The sequence below is a fragment of the Vibrio profundum genome (genome assembly GCF_050337555.1).
Taxonomy (GTDB): domain Bacteria; phylum Pseudomonadota; class Gammaproteobacteria; order Enterobacterales; family Vibrionaceae; genus Vibrio; species Vibrio profundum.
Window position 1 is genome coordinate 211,430 of sequence record NZ_JAKJTA010000004.1, and the last position, 24,124, is coordinate 235,553.

Below are 24,124 nucleotides of genomic sequence, written 5' to 3' on the forward strand. Positions count from 1 at the left end.
AAATATTAAAGCCCGACATTGTATTTAAGAGTATACGCATCTTTAATTATCTCTTGTCGAGATAATAAGTTATATGCGCATTCTTCAATCAGGTAGCCAGTTGGCATACCTGTTTTACGGTTAACTACCCATGATACTTCGGGTCTTCTTTCACCTAATAGCATTCCAACCGACTGTGCATTTACGCCAAGAACGTCAGCCACTGCTCCATAGGTGGCTCGGATTCCATTCTCGTTTAGATATCCGATGATTTGATTTAATGTATCATCCATTTGATATACTCCTATATAAATAAAAATGAAGCCATCAGGCCTGAAAAATATATGCTAGATTGTACTCGTAAACTGTTCTGAAAAAGAAGTGTTTATCGTATGAAATTCAATCGCCAGAAGGAGCAAACTCGCGACTAATGACCGCGAGTGTTAATCAAACCTAAGCATTGGTATAGGTTGAATCTGTCCGAGTTATTTTTGACCTATCCAAGTTTATACCTACTGAGACTAAAAAGCGGTGTACCTCAAGTTCAGTTAACTTACATTCTGCCCCTAAAGTAACAGAGGAAATCGCTTGAGAACCGAGTTTAAGCAAAAAGAATGGTATTAGCTTTCCATTGCTAGTCCTATACTTTAACTTGTCATTCCCACCTTTAATTTCTATACGATCGGTCACATTAATTTCAGGCATGTATGCAATCCTCACCTCCGACTCTTCGCTAAAAGTAGGTGATTTAAGATATGTTGATTGCCAAACTAAATGATCCGCAGTATCACATAACGCCGTAACTGGGCCATTGGTACTATGGTAAGGCCTATCAAGACTTAAGTTCCTATACTGTTCTTCGATCCCATAGATAACTGGCTTCATTTGAAAGCGGGATACTGCACTAAGAGGAATGCCTCGCCCCGACACTACAGCTTCTCGATTGTATGTGTTAAACCCTTTCAGCACGTTGTGTAGTACATTAACATTAAATCCTATTGATACACCTTTGTTATTGTCAGCATAGCGGCTCCATTGACTAAGAAGATCTCCTTGCAAAGAGAAACAAGCGATAAATGCTTCACCGCCTGATAACCTAATGTCATCCTCTAGCAAGCTATTGAGGTGAGTGAGCCTTTTTGGATCTGTCGAAATTGAGTGTTGAGATAACATTTTCTCAGTAAGTAGGTGCCTAACCCATCGAAAGTCTGCTTTGTCATTCATATAACGCGTAGAGCTAAGAAACATGCTTTGGCTGTTAACGATATGAAAAAACGAATCAACCCCGCAATAATGATAAATATTATCTTGCCCCAAGCTGTTTGAATCCGCTAGTATCCCCACTGATTTTTGAAGGGTGGTTGTTCCCAAAATATATCTCCTAGTACGTATACTGTGTTGCGGCCCAATATTACATGGTAATTAACCGTTATAGAATGGTAGTTTTAATAACTACTCTCAACTCTTTTTGCTGACGTTCTAACGACTCAGAACCAAACAACCAGCCAATCAGTGGAATATCTCGCAGTACAGGTATACCGCTTGAACTGTTTTTTTCATCTGTTGAGATCAGGCCGCCCAGCACAATCGTTTCGCGGCTTTTCACTTTGGCGACTGTCTTGAGCGTTCTTTTGTTAGTAATAATATCTGAAGCTTGAGTGGAATTGGTGACGGATTGAGATTCTTGCTCAATTTCCAGCACGACATAATCCCCCATAACATGCGGTTTCACGTTCAATGATACGCCTACATCTTGCCGCTCAATGGTGTTAATTTTATTTCCACCATCCGTTACTTCTGTGGAGGTAATGAAAGGGACATTCTGGCCGACCGTGATGTATCCGCTTTCCCTATCCATGATCAGCATTTGTGGCCTAGACAATAACTCTGCATTCTCATTGCTCTCGATGGCTTTCACCAATGCCGTAAAATCACCACGTTCATACATCAAAACATTATCACTGGTTAGGCTGGCAATGGTGGTATTGGTAACGAACCCCGCATGCTTAAACGCAGCATCGAGATTAACACCAACTTCATGCGATTTATCAACGCTCGATTCAGTGATAATCGCCTCAATGAACACTTGGCGTTGTGGTTTGTCGATGCCTTTCATTAGTTCGTCTATTTTCGCGAGTTGCTGTTCAGTTCCAGTGATGATGAGCGCGTTCGTGGTCGGCAAGACTTCAACATTATAATTCTGTACTGGTTGCTCTTTGATAACTTGGTTTTGTGTCGCAGCCAACATGGACGAAATGAGATCGACAACCTTAGTATTCCGCACATGTTCGAGGCGATAGAGCTTCACATACACGGGAGCAAGTTGAGTAACCGCCTCTGCGGTGAGTTGAACAATATAGACATTACCTTTCTTTACTAACTGATAACCATGCGAACGCAGCACCGAATTGAAGAAGGCTGGGTACTCACTTGATTTTAAATCCGGTGCAGTAAAACTGACTGTTCCCGTGACACCTTGACCAAGTACAATCGTTTGACCGGATTGAGTGGCGAACCATGATACAAATTCCGCTATAGGCGTATTGGCCGTTTCAAACTTAGTCGGTTCATCGGCGAAAGCGGCGAGGGGAATAAGGAGGAATAAAAGGGCAACCCCACTGACGCGCTGTGCTTGTCTGCTCATTATCAAAGCCAAATTGGAAAGCATTTGACTCTGACAATCGAGCTTAGGTTGATAGCCGTTAGCAATACAGTTCATGAGATGGCCCTCCGCGATTGACCGTGATGTGACAACGTGACTTAGCCGTAAACTGATAACCCATAGCCGCTAGTTCCATGCTGTTCTTACGCTGACCGTCTTTGTCGATCTCAAAGCTCAGCTGACCATCCGGCGTTTGCATGTAACTTGTAATGCGATAGCCGGAAAAATCGAACGCTTGATAACTTGGGTTCTCGACCATTGGCGTAATAACATTGGTGACTGTGTTCGTCTCTGAGGTGTAGAGAAGAGACACGCCTAAAGAGAGCAGGGAACCTAACGTGAACATGGTCAAACGGGAATATTTCCGCGCCACGATTTTGGTGATCCGCATGATGTTTCTCGCTGTATAAGGGACGCGGTAACGTCCGTGAGAGTACCAAGTCGGCAACTTCATATACACGCCGTCTTCATAGTGACTCGAAAAGATTTGTTTGGTGTCGTAAGTGGCATAGAGTTCAGTTCCCCACAAGTGCCACTTATCTACGGTTAAGGCTTGCGCGTTATCGCCATATTTCACGATGCCAATATGCAGCTTGGGTAATTTCAAGTGGATCAAACCGAGCGTAATGATCCTAATCGCCGAGGACACTATCGGAATTTGCATCCGATCGAGACGGCGACAAAATACCGTGTGTTCGGCTAAAGCTAAGCGGGCCTGTTTATCGACAATCGAAATATCTTGGACGATAAAAATGATATCCCAGCCTTTTTTACGTGCATGAAGAAACCAGTTGATCACATCTTGGCGAGACTTGTCATTCCATGTTCGTGAGTTGAACCAGGTGCCACATTCATCCAGAACCAGTAAGCCATTTTTTGATTCATCATAGCTTTGGTTTCCGTTACCTAACGCGTCTAAGTCTTGTAAGGTCGGTTTATCTGGAACCCGATAGCATTGCGTTTTCTTGGTATTACGTCCTAGCATCGCGCACAAATTGAGATCGAGATTGGTGGCCACGGGAACGCCGCGAATGAGTGCATCTTTAATACGACCCACTGAGGTGAGCGACTTGCCAGCACCGAGTTTTCCTGTCACAAAATAGACCGCCATCTCTATACCCCCGCAACCTTAGTGATCGCGTAGTATTGCCATTCCCATACCCAACGAAGTAAACGTGCCGACATGACCGCAGAAAAACACGGAATAGAATTAGACGGTAGAAAGAAATCAACCGCCTGATTCAATGCTGGAGGCACCACAAACGACAGCGCCCCGAACAAGGCATAAATGGCCGCCGATAACCCAGCCGCCAGACCAATGATCATCACAACGATGGTTAAGTTAATGGCAAAGCCTCGCGTTAGCTTACGAGCAAAAAACGCCATCACTTGAGCAGCGAGACTACCGAAGAACATTGCAATGGCCGGAATTCGAAGCGCTCCCGCGACACTGCTAATAATGGGTAATAGAACAACGGGCATCGCCTTTTCTCCTTAATACATTACGCGGTCGCTTTGCGACTTTTGGGTGTGACTTCATCAAACAAAATGCTCATCAGCATTAGTCCCGTGTACAAATAGAACAGATAGGACAACACCGTTTTGATTTGCGCCGAGACACTGCAATCAATCGACATCGTTTTACCTGAGAACTCGAACACCAACGGCGAACAATTCCCAACTTGAGGAAGCACCGCCAACACCGCATCGTTCAGCGCGGTGATGTTAGCTTCTACCGCGCCCGTCAGTGGAGTGGTGGCAATGGCTGTTGCGCCATCGACCGCAATCGTCTCGACGTTATCCAGTTCACCGTCGACCACGTCACTCACTTGGGTCATGATGTCGGTGATCGTCCCCGAATCGAGACCATGAGGATTCTCACAAAAGTTGTTTTCCGTACTGGGAACACAAGCTTCACTATCAACCGCTTCTCTAATCGCATCCAATTTCTGACCGATCTCATTGGTATTGTCATTAATGGCATCCGTCGCAAGATTGGTTGCCGCCACAGTCCGAGAACCTGCATTCGCAACCGCTCCCGTGGTCTGCAACTGGAGATCCTTTTCAGCCTGAAAAATCTGATAATCCTGATTCAGTTGGTCAACCACTGACTGACCCACAGCGTTATTGGTCGCGTTAAGCTGATTGAGCACCGTATTAATATCTGCAACGCCTTGAGTGAGGTTGGTATCGAGAGAAGTTAACGCCGTATTCGCATCGCGATTAAGATTTTGAACCGCTTCAAGTACAGCCGAATCCGTTGAAGCCGTTTCTGTTACGCTATCCGCGTCTTGCTTATCGTACGAATCCGCTTTGGGAGCCGTACTCGCCGTTGCTGGATTGAAGTTGAGTTCAGGAATGGGTGGTGGGGTTGTGGGATCGTAATCGGCCATACAGTCAGGCCAGCCTGCCGCGCCAATGACACACGCGTTAGGTTGAACACATTTAGGCGTATACGTTTCAGTTTCATTGACACACTGAGCAGAAAAAATGCCTTCACTAAGGGCGCATTGTTCTTGGTCAGCAGCCATCGTAGCGACAGTTTCATCACGGTCACAAAATTCGGGTAATGGCTCACAAGCTTTAGTATCAGGGTTATATGATTCAGACGATGGACAAGCATTCACAACGGAGATATAAAAAAGCATACCCTGAGTTACCGCCGTCACTCCGTATATTCCGCCATTTGATAGATAGGTACTTATAATCGTACCGTTATCGTGTTCACCACCATGTGTAAGCCAACCACACCCGATAAAAAAATCAGGGGCAACGGTCATTCCTACTGAACCACATTGTGGATTTGACCACCAAAGGCTAGACGTTAACTTATAGAGAACGGATGGCGTTTCATTCGCATACGACCGTTGTGGAAAAGAAAGTAATAAAATAGCTAATAATAAAAATGAACCTGAGTAATAGCGCATAACATTTCCTTTGTTACTTGCTAGAAAAAAGGGCGGAGAACCGCCCCAGACGTATGACTAAAAGGCGTAATTAAGTGGCTTTGCTGACCGCTTTTTTGAATAGCTTGATACCTGCAAACCCGACCACCACAATAATCGCGATGCTCCATGCCGATCCCAAGAAATCCGTTGCTGCTGTGGATACCGAATCAACCGCTGCTTGCGCTTCCGTACTCAGTGCTGCATGAGCGACCGAACCAACAAGAAGAGAACTTACTGCTAAAATTTTTCCGTAATGCTTTTTGATCATGTTCATAATGTGTATTCCTTACACGAGTTAGTTTGACGTTGAAACCTCGACCGCACGTTTCCAAATAAGCAGCTGCTTACCAATCGCGTAGCCAAGGATAAACACTGTCGAAAATGACCCAACCATAAAATCAATAGACAGCATTTATCTTTGCCCCCCGAATATCATCCCAATGCCCAAAATCACGAACAGCAAACCAATGAACACCATCAATTGAAAGTTATCAAACGCGGCCATAAACTCAGTAAATTGGGCATCTTTCATCGTCGTCTCTCAGTCCGTTATTTCGCTTGAACTTGGGGTAGGGCGTGGAGATAAAACCCATTCAATGACACGTGTTTTCCGTCATCATTGCCAAAGCTCATTTCGCGATATTGGATCTCAAATTGGTGACGCTTACCGACCAAACTCTTGAGCATTTTTCCGGCTTCACCGTTGGCCCACAGATCCGCACTGACTTTGACGTCAATCGCCTCAGTAGGATTGGTGGTCAGGAATTTAAACTTGCCTGACAGCAAGGCTTCACCCGTACTGCGGTTAGTTTTGGTTTCCTGCGTGATGTCCGCATCATCAAAGATCAAACCTTCAATTTTCATAACCATTTCCTTTTGTCGTTCGTTAGTTGTTGTGTTGAATTAAAAGAGGGAGTTATTGACACAAGTCCAAGGAAGAACTCACATTAGAGTCGGCGGGGCTGCGCCCACCAACTCTAACGCGAGTCCTTCTAAACCCTCAGTCAGATACACGGCCTCAAGATGTTCGCAATACTGCGTGCGTTCTTCGTACTGCTGGAATCTGTCTTCCAACATGTATTCGTATTCGCGATTGCGCTCCATGACGTCGAACCAATCGACGAGATTCGACATGACACCTTCACGGGAACGCTCAAACACTTTCTTGTCGGTCACTTTCCATTTACGAAAACGCGTCATGATGTAGACGTTCTTAAACATCAAACCATTAACTCTCGCTTGGGCCGTATCGCCGTATTGGGTAACGGCATCATCCGATTGGCATATTTTCTCGATGGCTCTTGGCACCATGTAATGCAATTTCACCGGTGTCTTTTCGCCATTCACAATCACACCGCCCATGGCATAGCAGAAGGCTTTCCAATCTCCATCGTCCGCCGCGCGGCGAACCTTTTCTAATATGTAATGCTCAGCATTGTTGAGATCTGAAAACATGGCGTCTTCCTCGTTAAATTCTTCACGTAGTCGGCGCAGCTCGCGCCAAACACTGACGGACGGGCCACCAATGAACTGGAACTGTCGTATTTGATTCACGCGTGACCACGTCACAACACGTTCGGCGGCGTCCGTTCCTTGTAGATTTGAGCCTTTATCTTGCTCAATATGCTGGCCATCGATGTTTTTGCTCAGATATTTGGCGACATAACCAACCGCAGAGCCTTTTTTGAAGTCAATATGTTCACAAGTGAAGCGATGCTTCTGCGCACCTTTCTCATTCGGTGAATCTTTGAGCGATAAACGGCGAAATTCGGACACCACAAAATCACGGTGTTTCGGCTCTAAAAACAGCAAATAGTGATGATGCGGCGTGCCGTCTTGGTGGGGTTCGACGATGCGCATCCCGTAGGTATGGATTTTGTGTTTCGCCAACAATTTTCCCAATGCTTGCCACACACCCATGATGTGTTGATGGGCAGTTTTAGCATCCGGTCGGCCAGCAACTAGCCATTTTTGATTCACCTTTCTGCCCGACACAGGGTGGAAGCGGGAAGGGGCCGTGGCGGTTAGGAAAATCGCAGCATGATCAGACTCTCTCGCAATGTCTTCAAAGCCACGGATACGAACGAACATTTCGCCACGGCGTATCTCTGGATTGGAAACCGATTTATCAGACAGCTCTTTCAATGTGAACCAGTTATGCTCGTTGCCATCTTCATAGGCCACGGTTTGTTCTAATACGATTTGATTCGACTTGCGGCGCTCTCGATGACGTTCCACCGAAAAGTCAGAGCAGTACACTTGCTTCGAGCGTTGCACCAACGCCAGATCGCGAGCCACTTGCTCAACCGTATAAGCACACTTGCGGCGAAGCTGACGACACAGCCATTTTTCATCCAACGCACGGTTAACCAGTGCAAACAGTTCGCCGTTATCTTCGGCTTGTTTGATTTGTGACTCACGAAAACTCAGGCCCAACATGGCCAACAATTCCACCGCAACTTGAAAGCGCTCTTGCTCTTCGTCGACACCGAACTTAGCCAACTCGCGCATAAACTGTTTAGACTTGTCTGTCGCCAGTGTACGAATGTCGTCATCGTCCATGGCCGCGCTGTAATTAAATTGATTGAGGCGGTGATTGGCGTCAGTCATTTGGCGCAGCGCTTCAATGTCGTCTTGCTGTTGGCACACATCTTTAAACGTTCGGATCATGTCTTTGCAGAATCGGCCATTGCGTTTGAACGAAGCCGGAATACGTAACGTCGAAATACTCGGCTCAGCATCGGTGGTGACAATGTGATTGTGTTGGTCGAACATCCAGCGCGAAAATGGAGTGGGGCGCGTGTGGTCAACTTTGGGCTTAGTCAGATCCAATTGATAGTCGTAACTGTCAGACGTAAACACATCCACATCGCCATACGTGCGAGCCGGAATAAGATACGTCTTTTCTGCCTGTGATTTTTCAACTGTCCGATACATAAACCAATTCCACTAAATTGAAATCCCGATTTACGTATCATGGTAGTCTACAAAAATCGGGGTTGTAAATAGACCAAAATCGGGAATAACGGTATACAATTTAGGAAAACAGGGAGCCAGATATGTACCAATCAAAAATTTTAGATGCCTATAAACAGGCGAAAAACTATATACAAGACAAGCAAATCGCACATGACTTGGGTATAAGTACGCAGAAGATCAGTAAAATCAGAAATGGCGAGCGCCATCTAACTGAAAATGAAGCTCTTTTTCTAGCGGAACAGATTGGAATTACAGAAGAAGAAGTTTTGGTTTATCTGGCCGCGGACAAAAGCAAAGACCACAAAGCGCAAAAGGCATGGGCCAAGATCGCCAAATCTTTTAATAGTCGTGGATTTCAAGCAGTTACTATGTCTGGCGCGGCTTTAACGTTGCTGCTGACCACCGATTTGGAACCTTTACGCCAGTACGCATTATGTATGTTATGTTAAATTTGAAATGTATTAACTTCTGTTCATCAACTTCCCCGCGTCTCTTCTGGAACAAAGCATTGAACATAACTTATTTAACATAAAATACATAATTAGCATTGATAATCATAAGGTTACGTTCTAACGAACACACCGTATGACTATCAATGTAATTCTAAGCAATATTCTCCACCGTCATTAACTAAAACGATGAATGATCTGATTACTGCTTCCGCGCCATAATAAGGTTTTATCGGCATATTTTTGTTCAAATTTGCCATCAATTAACACATCTACAGATTGAACAATCTCTTTTTGCCCTGGAGTCAACTTGCTAAGTTGGTAGCCAGTCCAAAGCCAAATGTCTTTATCGGGACACTCTTCCCTGACTCGTTGAACCAGTTTAAGCACTTGCTTACAGTTGGTTGGATGAAGAGGATCGCCTCCGGTTAAAGACAAACCTCGTCGTTTTACTTTTTCATCACGTAAATCTGAGATGATTTGCTCTTCCAGTTCCTGAGTGTATTTCTGTCCAGAGTTCATCGACCATGTTGACTGATTGTAGCAGCCTCGGCATTGATGCTCACACCCAGAAACATATAAAGTACAGCGCGTCCCTTCCCCATTCACGACATCAACGGAATAGTATTTGTTATAATTCATAAGTGTTTGACTCTTCGTTTTACTTCTTCTTGCTTTCCCGTATTAAATGGGCGTGAGTCAGGCGCTCCTAAATAACCACAAACTCTGCGAGTCACAGAGACCGTTTTCGCATCGCTATTACCGCACGCAGGACAGACAAATCCTTTACTTAAACAATCAAACTCCCCTTCAAATCCACACTTATAGCACTGATCAATAGGCATGTTAGTTCCATAGTAAGGAACTCGACTATAACTGTAGTCCCAGATATTCTCCAAGGCCTCTAAATTGTGTTGCATGTTGGGGAATTCACCGTAGCAAATAAATCCACCGCTGGATAATTCTGGATAAGGTGCTTCGAAGTCAATTTTTTGGTAGGGGGTTACTTTTCTTTCCACGTCAAGGTGGAAACTATTCGTATAGTATCCTTTATCGGTGACACCAGAAATTAAACCAAATTCTTCTTTATCAAGCTGGCAGAAGCGCTTACACAAGCTTTCTGACGGCGTACTATACAAGCTAAAACCCCAACCAGTTTCCTTCTTCCAACGCTGAACGGTAGACTTTATATATGAAAGCAGTGCAACAGCTTTTTCCTGCAATTCTGCGCTGTCATAAATATGAGAACTTTCCCTATACAGGGCGTTCACTGTCTCGTGAATGCCGATATAACCTAATGAAATTGATGCCCTACCATCTTTAAATAAGCAGATAACCTCGTCGTCTGGGTTCAATCGCACACCTAACGCGCCTTCGGTATATAGGATTGGCGCCACACGCGCTTTTACTCCGTTGAAACGTTGGATCCGGCTTTCTAAAGCCTTTTTAGCTACAGCTAATCGCTTATCTAAAATTTGGTAGAATCGAGATTCACAGCTTTTGGCTTCTATCGCCACGCGCGGCAAGTTTAAACTCACAACGCCTAGGTTATTTCGCCCCTCATGACATTCATTACCTCCCGAATCTAGGTATTGGTCTAGAAAACTACGGCAACCCATAGGGGCCTTAAACGATCCAGTGGCTTCTACGACTTTGTCATAGTTAAGAATATCAGGATACATACGTTTAGCCGCGCACCGTAGGGCTAACTGTTTGATATCGTAGTTAGGATCGTTATGGTTTAGATTAACCCCGGCTTTGAGGCTATAAATTAACTTTGGAAAAACAGCCGTTTTTCTGTTTTTGCCCAAGCCCAAAATACGATTGTCGAAAATCGCTTTTTGGATCAACCTCGATTCCCAGCTTATTCCAAGCCCTAGCCCTATGGAAACAAATGGTGTCTGGCCATTACTTGAAAATAACGTATTAATTTCGTATTCCATAGATTGAAATGCGTCGAATACTTCTTTTTCAGTGAGTGCTTGAGCATAGCTTTTTCCATTTTGAATTCGCCATTCGTCCGCAGTCTCTAAGTGTTTGTGGTAACTCGCTTTTACATAAGGAGCAAGCACTTCGTCAAGACGATTTAGGGTTGTTCCACCGTAGGTATGACTAGCAATTTGGGCAACGATTTGTGCTGTGACAGCTGTGGCTGTCTGAATGGATTTCGGCGTCTCTATTTCGGCATTTCCCATTCTAAATCCGTGAGACAACATTTCTTCTAGATCAACAATCATGCAGTTAAACATCGGAAAAAATGGAGAGTAATCGAGGTCATGGAAGTGAATCTGCCCACTATCATGGGCACGAATAATATCATCTGTCAGCATATATTTTTTGCCATAGAACTTTGAAACAACGCCCGCAAGCAGATCTCTCTGTGTAGGGATTACATGGCCATCTTTATTTGCGTTTTCAGTTTTAAGGTCCATATCCGTTTGGCTCACCAGACCTAATATTTCTTCTGCTAGCTTACTAAATTCTTTTGGTGTGCAAGCAGTGATTGCTGCTGATCCAACGTGATACTGGGTACTGCCTTCATTGAATGACAATATGGATTTCGGTTTGAACATGATGGGACTCTTACGCCAAGTGATCGATAAGTTCCTTTATCAGATTAAAGCTTCATGTTATCGAGGTCCTTACGTAAATAAGGTATCAACAGCTCAGCCATCTAGATATAGGCATAACGAACGAAAATAACACTACATATGGCACCCATTGAACATGTATTAACGTTTTTCTGCTATGACTAAAATCAATTACTATTGAGTAATTAGCGTTAGAGGATTTAAGAGTGACGGTGCAATTTTTGATTTTAACAAATGTTCATTTAGTTATAGTGCGCTATGGGTTGTAATAACACCCCATCTGTTGATGGGGCTTTTGTTAACCGCCGGCGAGTTTCACTGTATAACCTTTTTTCTCTAAACTGGATTTCAGTTTATCTCTGGCGTCGCCTTGGATTTCTATGCTGCCATCTTTGACCGCTCCGCCACACCCACACACTTTTTTCAGTTCTGCGGCAAGAAGCTTTAGCGGTGCGTCGTCTAGGTCTAGGCCAGAGATAATGCAGACACCCTTGCCCTTGCGACCTTTCGTTTGACGTTGAATACGTACAATACCATCGCCTTTTTCTCGTTGTGGCTTCTCTTTTTCAGGCTGGATTCTTCCGACTTCTGTTGAATATACAAGGCTCATTTCTTAGTGCTTCTTCTGTTGTTCTTGGGCTTTTAGCTTAGCCTCTAAGTATGCCTTGATATGCTTTTCAAGTGCAAGCCTACTCCCCTTGATAAGACGCCCATTAAAGAAACAATACCAAGCATTAGGCTCACCCGTATCATTTTTCAACATGAAACCATTAAAGTCCTCCTGAACGGTGCTACCCGGTTCTTCCGTTCGCTTGTTAACACCTTCAAATTCTTTCGGATTAATAATGGATGCCGTGTCGATATACCAATCAACACTTTTCTTAATCGCATTCAAGCTTCCGTTCAGCGTGGTATCTTTTATCTGCACCTGCCATACGCTGTTGCTGCCACCAGCCGATCTGAGATTGAAGCCTCGGTACAAAGTTGCACTCATAGTTAGCCTTTTATAACGTTACACAAATCAACATCTCTATTAATAATAATTGCATATGCCGTGTTATCAAGTATATTTGTTATATCGCAGCAATTAGTTATAGTGCATCAATATGAGAAAAAACATCCATATTATTAGTGATGCTAAGCTAATCAAAATCAAGCTTACAGAGCTCTCTAGCCTTATCTCATTAGAACAATTAGATACTCTGACATCTCACCAATATTCTCGAAACTCGCTTCTGGCCATGACAAAAGACTGGAATCTGTATTTGGAGTTTTGTGTCACACATCACATAACCGCATTGCCATCAACGACGGATGCTGTGCGTATGTATTTACAGAAACTTGCTTCTGAGCGAAAGTTTGCCACCGTTAGGCGAAACGCTGTCACTATCGGCCTAATGCATCGGATATTGAGCCAAAAAGATCCCACTACAAATAGCCTAGTTCGACAAACATTGGCAGAGCTACGCCTCAATAAAAACGGGGATGCTAAGCAAGCCACCCCTTTAACGCTTGAACACATCACCCAATACGAACAAATTGTTTTAAATGACCCATCGCTTCAAGAAATACGAGATTTAGCGATTTGTTACGTGATGTTTGAATGCGCGATGAAGCGCTCCGAGCTTAAGACGTTAGACTTCGACCAGCTTTGCTATCAAACGGCAACAACTCTCATCTACCTCGGAGACTCACACTACTCACTGAGTAGCCACGCACACAATGCGTTAGAAAAGTGGCGTCAATTCATTCCAGAGGGCCAAGGTATTCTATTCCGCGCCATTGATAGGCACGGTAACATCGCCAATAGACCATTAGACGATTCGTCTATCTATCGCGTCGTGAGACGAGTTGGAGAGAAGCTGGGCATTAGCACAACGCTTTCTGGTCAGTCAGTTCGAGTTGGCGCGGTCAAAGAATTGGTTAAGCAAGGGATGAAAGCACCTGAAATTCAGTTATTCGGGCGCTGGATGAGCCCAGCGATGCCCTATCAATACATAGGGAATCGCGTACAGGCAGATGCAGAGAAAATCGTGTTTAAAACGATTAAACCGTGGGATTAAATGTCTGGTCGACGCAAGATGCCAAAAAGTCGCTAAACTTGTGGCCGTTATGCTCTAGCATTTTTGGGAACATTGAAATTGGGGTCATGCCTGGGAAGGTATTCACCTCATTCAAATAGATGTCCCCTTCTTCGGTTAGGAAGAAATCAATACGAGCCAAATGACGCAAGCCCATCTGGGTAAAGATAGTTTCGGAATATTGATGAATAAGCGACAACTGAGCATCCGTCAGATCTTGCGCTTCAACTTTTGTCACTGAGTGGCTGCCCGAGCTGTATTTTTCATCGTAGCTATAAAATCCGCCATCAGGAGCAATAATTTCTCCCGGTGGAGTGATGTGGAGCTGGCCTTGATATTGATAGGCCGCCACTTCTAACTCTCTTGGTTGCACCGCTTTTTCTACCAAGACTTGTTCAGAGTAACCAAACGCCGAGTTGATAGCCTGTTTTATGCCTTCTTTATTTGTCACTTTATAACAGCCAACCGAAGAACCCTGACGCGCGGCTTTGACAAACAATTGCTGCCAAGAATCGAACGCTTGCTCTGCTTGGGCCTGTGCACTGGTGTTATTCTCAGTGAGAAACAAGTATGGGGTATTGGGAACTTTGAGCGTGTCATACCAAAGCTTAGACGTGATTTTATTAAAGCTATTTGAGCTAGCTTCAGGGCCACAGCCAAGATACGGCAGGCCCGCAAGTTCCAGCATTGATTGAATATCGCCAGTTTCGCCAGGATAGCCATGGATACAAGGAACAACGAAATCTACTTTGATTGATTCTTTATCAGTCTCGATACTCGCATTATAGATATCGAACTTTACCAGTTGATTGTCTGAGTCATACCAACCGTCCGCTCGAATCTCCACTCGAAGCACTGAAAAATGTGGTGTTGCCGTTAACTGTGCGTGTACGTAGTTGGCAGATACCAATGAAACTTCGTGCTCCGCAGAGCCACCGCCACACAGCAAAAGAATCGTTTTATTGTTCATGAGGAAATCTACCCCTAGTCAATCCAAATCGTCGCCACCATGATAATGCAATCGAAGCCAATATCCATGGATTTCACAGACAACTGACCGAGAACAGTGCCGAACGGTGGGGAAACATACAAAAAAAGGGGGCGGATATATCGCCCCCTCGTAGTATGTAGCAAATTAGTTGAGTTTATTTAGTGTCGGATACTGTGAATTCTTAATCGCATCAATGCTTTTTATAAAAGGTTTCAGTGCTCTAAACTTAGCTGGCAATGAGGCTACCGCTTTCTTTGCGTCATGTTTTGTTGCGAAATCACCATACAAAATGGTATACCACTTGGTGCCATTCACCACTTTATAATTTTCCCAAATTGGTTGCCCTTGTGCTGGTAGCTGACGAGCAAACTGGTCAACTTTCACTTGGCTGCCCATCGCAACGACTTGAATGGTAAACCCATAACGCGGATTTTGCGCGATTTGTTTGGCCGTAGGAGCCGTAATAGCGACAGCATTCGTGTTTGCTGATTGCTTCGCCATTGTATTTGAACCATTCATGGCAACGTTATTTTCCGTCACACCGTTCATGCTACCATCTTGTGAAACTATAGGTTGCTCCACTTTAGTGACAGGGAACTGCTCGCGATAGCTCTCGGAGCTCACATCCATGGTATAAGTACCCGTTGAACACGCAGATAACAATACCGATGTTCCTAAAATTGCTATTTTCTTCATGAAATTTTCAATCGCCCTAAGTGTAAACTACGGTAAATCATGCCTTTAGCATGGCCTATAATCAAGCTACCTTACTAATATTATATTAATACAGTGTGACTGAAGACACAAAGTCCTATGCCAAATTCTTCAAATTGACCGATGACAACGAATCTTAGTCACACATGATATTTAATAGATTCAGCCCCTGAGAACACCAATTAAACGAGATAACAATGAACCAGCTAAGCCATTTTTTTAATCCTAAGTCTGTCGCGGTTATTGGTGCCTCAACCAAACCTTGTAAACCGGGTAATGTGCTGGTCTCTAATTTATTAAGGGGCGGCTTTGACGGTGTTGTAATGCCCGTTAGCCCGAAGTATCAATCAGTATGTGGCATCCTCACCTATCCAAGTATATCTGAGCTGCCTCTAGAGCCTGATATAGCCGTTCTTTGTACTCCGGCTCATGCTAACCTAGCTTTGTTCAAACAGCTCACAGAGCGCAATACCAAAAACGTCGTCGTACTGTCGGCTTACATGGATATTGAGAAAACAGATGCCGAGAGAGCGACTGAAGTCTCTTTATCTCAGCAATGCCTCAAGGTTGCCCAGCGTGCTGGGATGCGAGTTTTAGGCCCCAGTAGTCTCGGCCTTATACTGCCTTGGATTGGGTTAAACGCGTCTTTCTCGCCAGTTAATGCTAAACAAGGCAATATCGCTTTCATCTCCCAATCGGCTTCTGTATGCACCACTATCTTAGATTGGGCCCAAGAGAATCAGGTTGGGTTTTCGGCGTTCGTATCTCTTGGAGAAACGAGCGACATGAGTTTTTCTGATATGTTGGACTGGTTCGCAACAGATCCTAAAACTGAAGCCATCATGCTATACGTCGATTCGATTGACGATGCCCGACAATTTCTCTCTTCTGCTCGCGCCGCTTCCCGTTACCGAAGAGTATTGGTCCTAAAAGCTGGTATAAGTCCTTTAGCCCAAAGTACGAGAGCTAGTTCCGGTAACAGTGAGGCACTTGATGTCATATTTGACTCTGCTATCCGGCGCGCGGGCATGTTGAGAGTAAATACCACCCATGAAATGTTTGCTGCCGCCAAGACGTTGAATCATTCGATCACCGCTGGGCGCGAGCGAATCACTATCATTACCAATGCTCACGGACCGAGTATCATTGCCTTAGACGCTTTAGATAAACTGGGAGGTCGGTTAGCCAACATCGACCAAGCCCTGTCGAATCAACTGATCAATATTTTTCCCAACACCTTTAAAGGCACCAGCCCTATTGACTTGGCGGGCGATGCCACCCCAGAAAGGTATAAGAAGGTATTAGAAGCGGTGCTAGAAAGCGATATTTCCGATACGATACTGATCATACATGCACCGTCGGCGTTCTCAAGTTCTGAAGATACTGCGAAGATGATTGTCGATACCATTCACTCGCACCCACGTAGAGCAAGATTTAATATCCTGACCAACTGGTGTGGGGAATCAAGCGCTAAAGACTCAAGACAAATCTTTAATCGAGCGGGCCTGCCTACTTATAGAACACCAGAAAGCGCCATCACGGCCTTCATCCACCTTGTGGATTACAGTAGAAATCAAAAACAGCTATTGGAAACACCTTCAACCGCAGAGAAAATCAGTAGTGAAGGGTTTGACGCAGCGCGGCGCTGGCTGAAAGAACAAGTCGGAGATCAAACTCAGCGCGATCTTGATATCCACCAGCTGTGTGATTTTCTATCGAACTGCGGGTTTCAAGTCAAGGAGACTTGGCTTGCTCATGACGCAGAACAAGCGGTCAGTATTGCCGATACCCTTGGTTACCCTGTCGCGGTTAAGCTGCGTTCCCCAGATATCACCCATAAGTCAACAGTGCATGGTGTTATGCTGAACCTAATGAACAATATTGATGTTCGCCAAGCTTGCAACATGATACTGAACCGAATAAAGCATACTCACCCCAATGCCAAAATTGACGGTTTGCTGGTACAAAGTATGGCGCTGACTTCCGGCGCAGACGAAATCCGTATTAAAGTAAAGAACGATGCCACATTTGGTCCCACCATTTTATTAGGACAAGGCGGCACCGAGTGGGATGAAACTCAAGATGCAGAAGCAGCACTGCCTCCTTTAAATATGGCGCTCTCCCGATATCAAATCATTCGCGCAATTAAAAACCGTCGAATAAAGTCTAAAAACCCTTCTACTCCTATCGATATTATCGCGCTATCTAAAGTACTGGTTCGAATCTCACAGATGATCATTGAGCTTCCGCAAATAAAAGAGCTTGATATCCACCCTCTGTTAGCGCGAGGTGCACACTTCACGGTTCTCGATGCCCATATAACCCTACAGCCATATCATGGGGAATCTCATCGAAGGCTATCGATTCGCCCATACCCCGCCGAACTCGAACAGCAAGTTACATTACGTGACCACAACTCGGTGATGCTGCGCCCGATACGACCTGAAGATGAGCCCATGCACACTGAGTTCATTGGCCGTGTTTCTGAAGATGATCTATATAAGCGTTTCTTCGCTCATATCCACCATTTTAACCACGAAGCTATCGCAAAGCTCACCCATATAGATTACGACAGAGAAATGGCGTTTATCGCCGTTAGTAAGTGCGAAAAGAGGCCAGCGATATTAGGGGTAAGCCGAGTCGTGGTCGATGTGAATTTTGAATCGGCAGAATTTGCTATCTTGATTCGCTCTGATCTCAATAATCAAGGATTGGGTAAAATATTAATGATTAAGCTTATCCAATATTGCCAAATGAAGGGAATCATTCGTTTAGTTGGGGAGACGATGCCAAGTAATCAAGGCATGTTGTCGCTAGCAAAGAAGCTTGGGTTTGAACTAGACGTCGATTTTTCTGAAGGCACGGCTAATATGGTTCTTAATATCGAGCCACCAGTTTAAAAAGTCTCCAGTGATTCGTACCCTCACTCCACTACGTTGTAATTTTGGGTTGTAACTTGGAACACCTAATATCAGTCCTGAGAGATCACTGCAATGGCCAGTGCTTTTTCAGGTATTGGATGCACCATGCCTTTGCCTCACCAATCGCATTGCGACGCCAAGCTAGCATAATATCTAGTGAGGCTTCTTGTCCTCCCGTAATCTTCTGTAAAGCGCCCGAAGCTATCAAAGGTTCAGCAACAGATTTAGGTAATGTGCCAATTCCTAGCCCACTGGTCAAAGCTTCAACTTTCGCGTGAAAGTTAGTCACCGTTAATCTAGGCTGTTTCTGCAAAATATTGACACTAATAGCAGGCTGTTCACGGGCTGTATCGGCTATTGCAACGATGCGATACTTTTCTCTCGCCTCCTCATCGAACGCCCCTTTACGTTTATGCACGTAATGATCAGCTGCCGCAACCCATATCATCTCCAAACGACCAATTGCCACCGCTTTGATCTCAGGTGGGTAAGTTTCCATTTTCGGGCACACTAATAGATCAGCACGGCCTTGCAGCAGTGATTCACTGCAACCGGCTAAGATTTCTTCTTGGAGCTTCACACGGGTCTTACTAAGGTCCCCTAACGCTTCGACCAAGGGGAAAAAGTGCTTTACCGGAATAATCCCATCAAAAGCAATCGTCAAATCCAGCTCCCACCCATTCGCAAGCAAGCTTGCGTCGTTCACCAATTTTTCCGTCGCAAGTAAAATCTGCCGCCCTTGAGTTAGAATCAGTCGCCCCGCATCGGTAAACGTGGCTTTGTGCCCCGCTCTATCAAAAATCATTACATCTAGATCTTGCTCTAGTTTTTGAATTTGGTAACTCAAAGATGAAGGAGCCCTTCCCAATTCCGCGGCAGCAGCCGCGAAGCTCCCTCGCCGATCTATCGCATCAAGGATATGTAGGGCTTCTAAGGTGATTGGACTTTGCAAGATTTGCTCCTGATTAACATATAACACGCTGTTTTATTTACTCTACATCAATGCTTTTAACACCGATATGCTACAGACGTAAAAAAGCCAGCATCTGCTGGCTTAATGGGTAATATGTATCTCTCATACGGACATCAAAATGAAAACGTCAAGACTGAGTATTCTTCATCTCTTTTTTAAGCATAATCACTGACGCTACGATAAAAGTAAGAATAAGTCCCAGTCCCATAATGACCCCATTTCAGAAAAGTTAAATTAAATACATTCGTATTTTGAATGGCTGGAGTCTATCGGGAAAATTGCACATTGAACACTTTTCATTCGAATGTAGTGACATTGATCATATTTCAACCAATAAACATCAACTAACAATATGCAACGTTAAACCCATGAACTAGCTTTCTTTGACTGTACAAATTAGGATTCTGGCTGTTCAATATCCGGTTTCACCCATACTTGGCTAAAGTCGAACCAACCTAACGCGTTACACTGAGCGTTCTGCAAACTTCCGCAATGATCTTTGCTCACTCCCAGCCAACAATGAAACATCGGGATCACTTGGTGCGCTTCTACAAGCGCTCTCCCCAATTCTTTACCCGGAAATACTGATCTATTCCCCGCTCTCCACTCTTCAATGAGAATTTGCCATGCTGAGAAATCATCATCACGGCTTAGCTTGGCGATATCACTGTAATCTAACAGCCACCCTGCCAGAGCTTCATCGCGATTACTGGTAATTCCCATCGGCTTTATCCAAATATCAACACTGTTAGAATCGGGGTCTTGGTTATCGTATTCAATGAGCTCGACCGAAAGACCATCAGATTGCAGTATCTGTTCAATACATTTGGCAAGCTTAGGGAAAGTCGGGTGCTGAGAAAAATAGGCAATCGTAACCGTCTGCATATCCGGGGGGCTGAGGTTTATGTCAGTTTCAACATGGTGATACCAGCCCGGCTTCAATCCGTGAGCGGGTAATATGCCAAGCTCATTGATTGTCGATTGTGGCAACAAGCGATAGAGATCCAATGAGTTAAGTTTACCTGCAAAATATCGTGCCCATACATCGCTATTCCCAAGGCCTGTCTTGCGATTCACCAGCAAATACGTGCAACCTGGATCTAGCTCTACATTCTCGGTCACCGTCGCAATCGCGCTTTCAGGAATAAATGGCTGTGACAAACTCGGAAACACAATCGACGAATGGACTTCATCAATGACCCACACTTCAACTCTGTCGAGCAAAGGGCGCAAACCAAAATAGGTATCGTTGGCCTGTAATACGAGGCGTTTCGTATCATTTTGGGCGATTTGATACGGTCCTGTCCCCACTGGGCTTAAGTCAAATAGTTCGCTACGACGAGGGGCGGGAAGCAAAATCTTAGCGCAAGATTCCGTCAACATAAGCGCTAAATTAACGTCGGGCTTTCGTAAATAAATATCGATCACCCAATTGGATGGGGAATTGACTCTTTTAATATGGGCAAACAAAGCTCGACTCGATAAGTTTGAAAGACTGTCGATGATGATATCTGTCGTTAACGGTTCGCCATTGTGAAAGCGTACACCCGGGCGTATATAGAAACGCCAATGTGTTGAACTGATTGGCTCCCAAGTATGCGCGAGGTCAGCTTGAAGGTTCTCATTTTCATCTAAACGAGTGAGCCCACTAAATACCTGACGAGCAATATGAAGCTCTGAGCGGCGCATCGGCTTCAATGGGTTCAACATAGACAAAGGACGATAGTAAGGGAGACGAATCACTTGCTGCCCAGACTGATGCTGCACACCAAGATATTGTTGCAACACTTGAGCGAGTTTAGCGCCATCATTATCTAGCACCGATAAGGCTTCGTTCACTTTTCCTTGGTCAAGGTACTTTTTGGCTAAGTTCTCGCTGACATCTTGTCGACTGCGAACAAAATTGAGTTTAGACAGCTTGCCACGCCCAGGTGAAGGGTGCCATTCAATCCACCCTTCCTCTACCATCTTATTCAACACGATACGTACGTTGCGGCGCGTACAACAAAGCGTATCGGTAATTTCGTCAAGTCGAACATCACTGTCTTCACCGCGAAAGTGCTCAAACAGTCTCTCGAATTGGACTTTTAATCTAGAACTGGCCATAAAGGGGAAATATCACTTACTAACAAACTAATATATTTCCTTATTTATAGAATATCTCCTATGTTCATGTCGAGCGGTTCGTCAACTATTACTGGGAAAAGCTAACTGCATAAACCTGATCGTAGAAAACCTTGATCGTATAAAACCTTGCTACATAGGGTGCTATTACATTAAAACTTATTGTATAAAGCCTTGCCGCATCATTCTTTAGCGTATGTCGCAGCCCAACTCACCAGCAATCGTAAACAATTGGGCTTCATTATCGAGCTTGACAGACCAACGAGTATCACCAGAGTTTGCCACCACCACATTAGCCCCTTGTCCTATCAACTCAATGGAATCGCTGCCAGCATGCAAAGAGACACAGTTTTCTCCCTGCAGTCTTATCACCAATTCGAAGGGCGTCACGATGAGTTTCCCACCACTAAATTCAATAACCATCTACCTATATCTCCGTGTACTCAAGTCCTAGATCTCAGCAATAAGCGATACACTAGTTTTCGCGTCAGCTTCTCATGTTGCTGTCTATAGGGCAATGTGTGTCTTTGCTAGCTTCACATTTATCCATATTGATAATCGGGACTTTCATTTGTTGGTATAACGTGCATAATGAGCGCGTTTTAACTGTTACCTCTTGAGAATCAATTATGTCTATTGAAGCTACACTGCTTGAACGTTGCCAATCTAAGTGTGAAATGTGCGCTGCTGAAACGTCACTATCATCTTTTGTCGTCCCACCTCATAGTCACGCGACCGTTGACCACAGCATTATGATCTGTGAAAAGTGTTTGGCTGAAATTGAGCAACCAACAGACATCAATCACTGGCGCTGCCTAAACGACAGCATGTGGAGCCAAACACCACCAGTGCAAGTGACGGCATGGCGACAACTGACCCGACTTTCCTCAGAAAGCTGGGCTCAAGATCTTCTCGACATGATGTATATGGAAACAGAGCAGTTAAATTGGGCCATGGTCGGGATGTCTGATGACGACAAGCCACTTGACTGCAACGGCACTGAGCTCAAAAAAGGTGACGACGTCACTGTTATTAAGGATCTTCCAATTAAAGGCAGCTCTCAAGTCATTAAACAAGGTACCGTCATTCGCGGTATTAGCCTTTCTGCCAACGATCCAAAACATATTCAAGGCAAAGCGAATGGCCAAGCTATGTTTGTGATTGCCGAGTACTGTCGTAAGAAATAGCGCTAGCACAGCACTACAGATTCAAAAAATAAAGGCACAAAAATGTGCCTTTATTTTTTCGTAATGTGCTTGGTTGTTAGGTCCTGATTCGTTGCTAACTTTTCACTAGCTGCTAACTAGTGAAACATTTCCTTGCCGAATCTCAGGTGTCGGGCCTGAGCCATTATTGACTGAAAGGCTGACCTTTCTATACGCAGTAACGTTTCATGATCCCCCGCTTCCAAATAGACCTGATTTAAGTCATCGAGCAACTCGTCACAAGCCATCATCATATTGTAAGCGCTCCCTAATGGCGGTACCGCTCCATGTTCACAATCACCAAATGTTTTGTAGATTTCATCTTCTCGCATCAGCTGATATTTGGCGTTATAGGTATCGTTAAGCACGCGCATACTGATTTTTTTGTCAGCCGGTAACACAGCCATCAACCTTTTTCCTTGATGATCTTGCAGTATCACCGCTTTGGCTAATTGATTTACAGGAACTCTCGACGTCGATGCACTACTGAAAGAGTCAGTACTGTGACGATGAGAAATAATTTGATAATCGATATTGTTTTGGTGAAAATATCGATCAACTCTTGCAGCTATGGTCATAGGATCCTCCTAGTCGGCGCTTAATAAACGCACTAGCTTATCTTCCATCTATGCTGATTGCTGATGAAAGCCAAACTACCTGCCAACTTGCCTATACAGTATAGTTTTGATTCCAGAAGATAGTAAATCTATCAGCCTGCAGTGATTTCTCCGTGCTGAGTCACCAAAAGCATTAATCTAGGGCATTGGATTGGACCCAAACTATTTAAAGTAAAAAGAGACTGATATCTCAAGTGTATGAATTTTTGCAATATTAATATGTACAAAAGTATCATCAGCATATAACGTCTCAGCCTAATGTTAAAAAATGTAACAAATGGCAAAAATGATTAATACCCATGTCCTTTCCGATTCACTGGTCATTCACGACGAAGACGTCGTTCGAATTGCGATTCAAAACCTTTATCTAGACCACGACCCAAATAATCTCAATCGTGATGAAACCATCTATTTAAAACCCCTCAATACTCAATCAGCGCATCAAAAGTTTGTTGTGAAAATACTCGACAGTGGAAGTGTCGCATTCTATCAGAAATCTTCAGACCCTAAATGGATAGCGATGGTCTGCCTCGATACGAGCTACGTGACCAAAGATGTGAATGGTCACAAAATCAAAACACTTGCCCTCTGTGGGAGTGTGATGTCACGTGTCTACGTCGACGGGGATAATTTCTACTTTTCTCTTATTCCTCATGGCGGTAAAGATCTCACTATTATGGGAGAAAACCATACCCATTGGATACGTTGTGGCGATAGAGTTGTCGCTGGGGATTCCAGCGAAGGTGGCGGTCAAAAATATGAGGATCTCAAGTTTGAAATCCATCCCGTCACTGACAGTAAACCTATCTTAGTACGGGATAAATTAACCTTTAACCACTATTAATCTGCTTCGAATCTCAGTTTGAACTGTTACCTCTCTAACGTAATAC

Annotated in this window: 23 protein-coding genes and 1 pseudogene; 5 read left to right on the forward strand and 19 right to left on the reverse strand. The window is 44.4% G+C overall.

What is annotated here, in order from left to right; translation table 11 throughout:
• Positions 1-5: 5 nt before the first annotated feature.
• The 9 genes from L4C34_RS03575 to L4C34_RS03615 form a co-directional block, all read right to left on the reverse strand.
• A complete protein-coding gene (locus L4C34_RS03575) occupies positions 6-272 on the reverse strand; it encodes a hypothetical protein (RefSeq protein WP_428787977.1) in 267 nt (88 codons plus the stop codon).
• A gap of 160 nt (positions 273-432) precedes the next feature.
• Positions 433-1,350: a DUF2971 domain-containing protein gene (locus L4C34_RS03580; RefSeq protein ID WP_428787978.1), complete on the reverse strand. Its 918-nt coding sequence runs from the start codon at positions 1,348-1,350 to the stop codon at positions 433-435.
• Between the two features lie 58 nt (positions 1,351-1,408).
• Entirely contained in the window at positions 1,409-2,623 is a 1,215-nt protein-coding gene (locus tag L4C34_RS03585; RefSeq protein ID WP_428787979.1) for a secretin N-terminal domain-containing protein, read from the reverse strand.
• A 58-nt stretch (positions 2,624-2,681) separates the two neighbouring features.
• Positions 2,682-3,752 (reverse strand): zonular occludens toxin domain-containing protein, encoded by a 1,071-nt coding sequence (locus L4C34_RS03590; RefSeq protein WP_428787980.1) that lies wholly within the window; start codon positions 3,750-3,752, stop codon positions 2,682-2,684.
• A gap of 2 nt (positions 3,753-3,754) precedes the next feature.
• Entirely contained in the window at positions 3,755-4,123 is a 369-nt protein-coding gene (locus tag L4C34_RS03595; protein ID WP_428787981.1) for a DUF5455 family protein, read from the reverse strand.
• Between the two features lie 20 nt (positions 4,124-4,143).
• The gene (locus L4C34_RS03600) at positions 4,144-5,568 is read right to left on the reverse strand and encodes a hypothetical protein (protein WP_428787982.1); all 1,425 of its coding nucleotides are present in this window, start codon (positions 5,566-5,568) and stop codon (positions 4,144-4,146) included.
• A gap of 70 nt (positions 5,569-5,638) precedes the next feature.
• Positions 5,639-5,863, reverse strand: coding sequence for a major coat protein (locus tag L4C34_RS03605; protein ID WP_428787983.1), 225 nt, complete (start codon positions 5,861-5,863; stop codon positions 5,639-5,641).
• Positions 5,864-6,138: 275 nt separating this feature from the next.
• Positions 6,139-6,453 (reverse strand): chemotaxis protein, encoded by a 315-nt coding sequence (locus tag L4C34_RS03610; RefSeq protein WP_428787984.1) that lies wholly within the window; start codon positions 6,451-6,453, stop codon positions 6,139-6,141.
• A gap of 78 nt (positions 6,454-6,531) precedes the next feature.
• Entirely contained in the window at positions 6,532-8,526 is a 1,995-nt protein-coding gene (locus tag L4C34_RS03615; RefSeq protein WP_428787985.1) for a replication endonuclease, read from the reverse strand.
• A 122-nt stretch (positions 8,527-8,648) separates the two neighbouring features.
• Here L4C34_RS03615 and L4C34_RS03620 point away from each other — a divergent pair, with 122 nt between their 5' ends.
• Positions 8,649-9,017, forward strand: a complete 369-nt coding sequence (locus L4C34_RS03620; RefSeq protein WP_428787986.1) for a DUF3693 domain-containing protein — start codon at positions 8,649-8,651, stop codon at positions 9,015-9,017.
• Between the two features lie 177 nt (positions 9,018-9,194).
• Here L4C34_RS03620 and nrdG read toward each other — a convergent pair whose 3' ends face one another.
• From nrdG to L4C34_RS03640, 4 genes and pseudogenes are all read right to left on the reverse strand, one after another.
• Positions 9,195-9,659, reverse strand: a complete 465-nt coding sequence (gene nrdG / locus L4C34_RS03625) for an anaerobic ribonucleoside-triphosphate reductase-activating protein (RefSeq protein ID WP_428787987.1) — start codon at positions 9,657-9,659, stop codon at positions 9,195-9,197.
• Positions 9,656-11,494: pseudogene (gene nrdD, locus L4C34_RS03630) on the reverse strand (anaerobic ribonucleoside-triphosphate reductase); the annotation flags it as partial. The pseudogene nrdD and the gene nrdG, both read right to left, overlap by 4 nt.
• Before the next feature lie 412 nt (positions 11,495-11,906).
• Entirely contained in the window at positions 11,907-12,218 is a 312-nt protein-coding gene (yciH, locus tag L4C34_RS03635; RefSeq protein ID WP_428787988.1) for a stress response translation initiation inhibitor YciH, read from the reverse strand.
• Positions 12,219-12,221: 3 nt separating this feature from the next.
• Entirely contained in the window at positions 12,222-12,602 is a 381-nt protein-coding gene (locus L4C34_RS03640; protein ID WP_428787989.1) for a DUF3319 domain-containing protein, read from the reverse strand.
• Positions 12,603-12,714: 112 nt separating this feature from the next.
• Here L4C34_RS03640 and L4C34_RS03645 point away from each other — a divergent pair, with 112 nt between their 5' ends.
• On the forward strand, positions 12,715-13,671 hold the full coding sequence (locus L4C34_RS03645) for a tyrosine-type recombinase/integrase (RefSeq protein ID WP_428787990.1): 957 nt from the start codon (positions 12,715-12,717) through the stop codon (positions 13,669-13,671).
• Here L4C34_RS03645 and L4C34_RS03650 read toward each other — a convergent pair.
• Both L4C34_RS03650 and L4C34_RS03655 read right to left on the reverse strand, forming a co-directional pair.
• A complete protein-coding gene (locus tag L4C34_RS03650; RefSeq protein ID WP_428787991.1) occupies positions 13,655-14,659 on the reverse strand; it encodes a D-alanine--D-alanine ligase in 1,005 nt (334 codons plus the stop codon). The two genes, L4C34_RS03645 and L4C34_RS03650, sit on opposite strands and share 17 nt — an antisense overlap.
• Before the next feature lie 165 nt (positions 14,660-14,824).
• A complete protein-coding gene (locus tag L4C34_RS03655) occupies positions 14,825-15,376 on the reverse strand; it encodes an SPOR domain-containing protein (protein ID WP_428787992.1) in 552 nt (183 codons plus the stop codon).
• Between the two features lie 215 nt (positions 15,377-15,591).
• Between L4C34_RS03655 and L4C34_RS03660 the strand changes: the two genes are divergently transcribed.
• Positions 15,592-18,294, forward strand: a complete 2,703-nt coding sequence (locus L4C34_RS03660) for a bifunctional acetate--CoA ligase family protein/GNAT family N-acetyltransferase (RefSeq protein WP_428787993.1) — start codon at positions 15,592-15,594, stop codon at positions 18,292-18,294.
• A gap of 85 nt (positions 18,295-18,379) precedes the next feature.
• Here L4C34_RS03660 and L4C34_RS03665 read toward each other — a convergent pair whose 3' ends face one another.
• The 3 genes from L4C34_RS03665 to L4C34_RS03675 form a co-directional block, all read right to left on the reverse strand.
• A complete protein-coding gene (locus L4C34_RS03665; protein WP_428787994.1) occupies positions 18,380-19,267 on the reverse strand; it encodes a LysR substrate-binding domain-containing protein in 888 nt (295 codons plus the stop codon).
• A gap of 417 nt (positions 19,268-19,684) precedes the next feature.
• A complete protein-coding gene (locus tag L4C34_RS03670) occupies positions 19,685-21,394 on the reverse strand; it encodes an SgrR family transcriptional regulator (RefSeq protein ID WP_428787995.1) in 1,710 nt (569 codons plus the stop codon).
• 207 nt (positions 21,395-21,601) lie between these two features.
• Positions 21,602-21,835, reverse strand: a complete 234-nt coding sequence (locus L4C34_RS03675; RefSeq protein ID WP_428787996.1) for a DUF3389 domain-containing protein — start codon at positions 21,833-21,835, stop codon at positions 21,602-21,604.
• Between the two features lie 206 nt (positions 21,836-22,041).
• Here L4C34_RS03675 and L4C34_RS03680 point away from each other — a divergent pair, with 206 nt between their 5' ends.
• Positions 22,042-22,599: a PhnA domain-containing protein gene (locus tag L4C34_RS03680; protein WP_428787997.1), complete on the forward strand. Its 558-nt coding sequence runs from the start codon at positions 22,042-22,044 to the stop codon at positions 22,597-22,599.
• A 116-nt stretch (positions 22,600-22,715) separates the two neighbouring features.
• Here the strand turns inward: L4C34_RS03680 and L4C34_RS03685 are convergent, their stop codons facing one another.
• On the reverse strand, positions 22,716-23,195 hold the full coding sequence (locus tag L4C34_RS03685; protein ID WP_428787998.1) for an aminoacyl-tRNA deacylase: 480 nt from the start codon (positions 23,193-23,195) through the stop codon (positions 22,716-22,718).
• A 316-nt stretch (positions 23,196-23,511) separates the two neighbouring features.
• On the opposite strand from L4C34_RS03685, the gene L4C34_RS03690 reads away from it, so the two are divergent.
• Complete coding sequence (locus tag L4C34_RS03690; RefSeq protein WP_428787999.1) at positions 23,512-24,078, forward strand: 2-oxoacid:acceptor oxidoreductase family protein; 567 nt, start codon at positions 23,512-23,514, stop codon at positions 24,076-24,078.
• The last annotated feature ends 46 nt before the right edge of the window (positions 24,079-24,124 follow it).